The following is a 2,405-nucleotide window of genomic DNA, read 5'->3' on the forward strand; positions in this document are numbered from 1 at the left end:
AGACTTTCTATTGCTTGGAGTGTTTGCTTGCGCGTTCTTTTTGCCATCGGAATCAATTTTACTTTGTAACATTAGTTACAGGTATTCAGCGTGTTAATGATTTTACGCCGTTCTAAGAGAAGGTTTCAAGAATCTCTCTATTAGTATCAAATTACTTATATTTTCCTTAAAAAGGGTACTAATCCATATTTTCCTCCCTTTTTAAGGGGGTTAGGGGGATCTTGCGTATAACAAGTTACCGATTATAGCAATCCTAAATCACTCGTGAACAGCGAGAGGGTTTCGCCCCCTAACCCCCAAGTTTGGGGGGACAAGACTCTTAGCCCCCAGAATTGGGGGTTGGGGGCTATCCATATTTCATAACTTAAACAGGAGCGCTATATATGTCTACGAACTGATCTGAAAACATCTACTATAGCAATCCTAATTGAATTATGAAAGATCGGTTAATAGAGTTTAGATGATTTAAACTAGGACTGCTATATAGGCGATCGCCAGGAGAAAACCTATGCACTGCCTTCTACTGACAACAAAATGTCTTAAATAGTACTTCACCAACCGAAATTTGTATCTAAGTACTCGTAAAGCCTTTGATTGTGCGGCTCAAAATAATCAATTAATTTTTTCCTAGTCCTATGCTCGATTTTTGAATAACTTGCAGCATTGAAGTTTTTATAATTTTTAGGTTCCCATTCTGGTAAATCTAAAAAGTTTAAAACTCGTTTAAAAGTTGGTGATGGATTTGTGTATATATCTTCAGATTTAATTATTAAAATTTGTTCTTTGGGGAAAAGACTTGACCAAACTTTCAGTTGATCTACATAAATTCCTCTAGCCAAATAGGGTGCATCCCAGGTATGTAATGAGTAGAAATATTTAGAGACTCAATTGAGAATGGTTCGATTATGCTTAGGGTAACTAATTGATAGCCCCAGGAGAGCCAAGCATGGATATGGATACTGACAAACTCGAACAGGTTCAAGCTCATGCTCGCGCCATAGCAGCCTTGTTGTACAACGAAACGGCTCCTGAGCAATTGACCACGCTAGAGGGTATCGAAGCAGCAGTCCGGGGGCAGATTCTGGAGCATGTCAGCCCAGAAATCGGTCATTTTTTATCGCAACCGCAAGCGGCACAAACAGTGGACGAAGTCGGCAACTCAAAAGCATCCTTGGCGAAATCAGCCTCACCGAAAACCAAGCAAAAGCCCTTAAAGTCAAAGCACGGACTCAATTAAGTCCTTATTTGGAGAAATGCTGCTTGCTGGTGAGTGCGAATGCCTCCTACGAGCGTTCAGCCCAGGATATTCCGATTTTGACTGGGATTGAAGTATCGAGAGGGACGCAACACCGCATAGTGCATCGGCAAACGTTTGAATTGCCCGTTGTCAAGGAAATGGTAGAGGAACTGAGTATTGACGGTGGCAAGGTTCGCCTCCGCACACCCAAAGGGGAGAGTTGCGGATGGCAGGACTATAAAGCGGTGAATCTACATGGACATTGCAGTGAAGCCTTTCTGCAACAGAACCCAACACTGGTGAAGTGGGTAAATGACCAACCCCTTAATACTCCAGTGGTCTGTTTAGGTGATGGTCATGACGGTATCTGGAATCTGTTTGAAGCCATTGCCACACCAAGCCAACGCCAAGAAATCTTGGACTGGTTTCATCTGGTCGAAAATCTTCATAAAGTTGGAGGTTCCCAGCAACGGTTATTAACAGTGGAAGCGTCGCTCTGGAAAGGCGAGGTCGATGCTGCAATCGAGCAATTCAAGGGCTGGCAACATGAACGAGTCGGTAACTTCCTTGCTTACCTCAACAAGCATCGTCATCGCATCGTCAATTACAGCTACTTTCAAGCAGAAGGCATTTCTATTGGTTCCGGCACCATTGAATCAACAGTCAAACAAATCGGGGCTCGCATTAAACTGACTGGCGCACAGTGGAAATCAGACAATGTTCCTCAAGTGCTGCTCCACCGTTGTGCCTATCTCAACGGACAGTTCTCAAATTGAGACTTGCAAGACTGGGATGCACCCCAGGAGTATAGCTGCCGTGATCGTTTTGCCGCGGAAAAAAGATGCCCGTCACATCGGCAGCACACTTGTACCCGTGAGCCAACGTCATAGGACAGTGCTACTTTTGGTATTGCCAATTCCGCCAATAATCTAGGTAGCGTTGCTCGTTGGCCCGGAAGACATCGGTCGATGGGTAATAATCGAATGATTTGGTAACATCGGCCAGACTGGTAACCGCATGATAGCGAACTCTGATATCAGCATCATAAAGCGCCTGTTTGTACAGCGGAATCGCTGTAGCATCGGCAACTCCGCGCAGGGCTAACGCAGCGGTACGTCTGACTTCCACATCTTTACTGGACAATAACTCTGCCAGTGCTGGGATACAC

Annotated in this window: 3 protein-coding genes; 1 reads left to right on the forward strand and 2 read right to left on the reverse strand. The window is 44.5% G+C overall.

The annotated features are described in order from the left end of the window. Positions 1–551: 551 nt before the first annotated feature. The gene (locus tag ACEW80_RS13950; protein ID WP_373527155.1) at positions 552–839 is read right to left on the reverse strand and encodes a sulfotransferase domain-containing protein; all 288 of its coding nucleotides are present in this window, start codon (positions 837–839) and stop codon (positions 552–554) included. Between the two features lie 113 nt (positions 840–952). On the opposite strand from ACEW80_RS13950, the gene ACEW80_RS13955 reads away from it, so the two are divergent. After that, a protein-coding gene (locus tag ACEW80_RS13955; protein ID WP_373527157.1) for an ISKra4 family transposase occupies positions 953–2,013 on the forward strand; the annotation gives its coding sequence in 2 pieces (ribosomal slippage) (positions 953–1,109 and positions 1,109–2,013; 1,062 coding nt in all). A 121-nt stretch (positions 2,014–2,134) separates the two neighbouring features. Here the strand turns inward: ACEW80_RS13955 and ACEW80_RS13960 are convergent. Next, positions 2,135–2,405 (reverse strand): HEAT repeat domain-containing protein (locus tag ACEW80_RS13960; RefSeq protein WP_373527156.1); only part of this gene is annotated, 271 nt, incomplete at its 5' end.

The sequence above is a fragment of the Nostoc sp. genome, assembly GCF_041747015.1.
Classification (GTDB): Bacteria; Cyanobacteriota; Cyanobacteriia; order Cyanobacteriales; family Nostocaceae; genus Nostoc.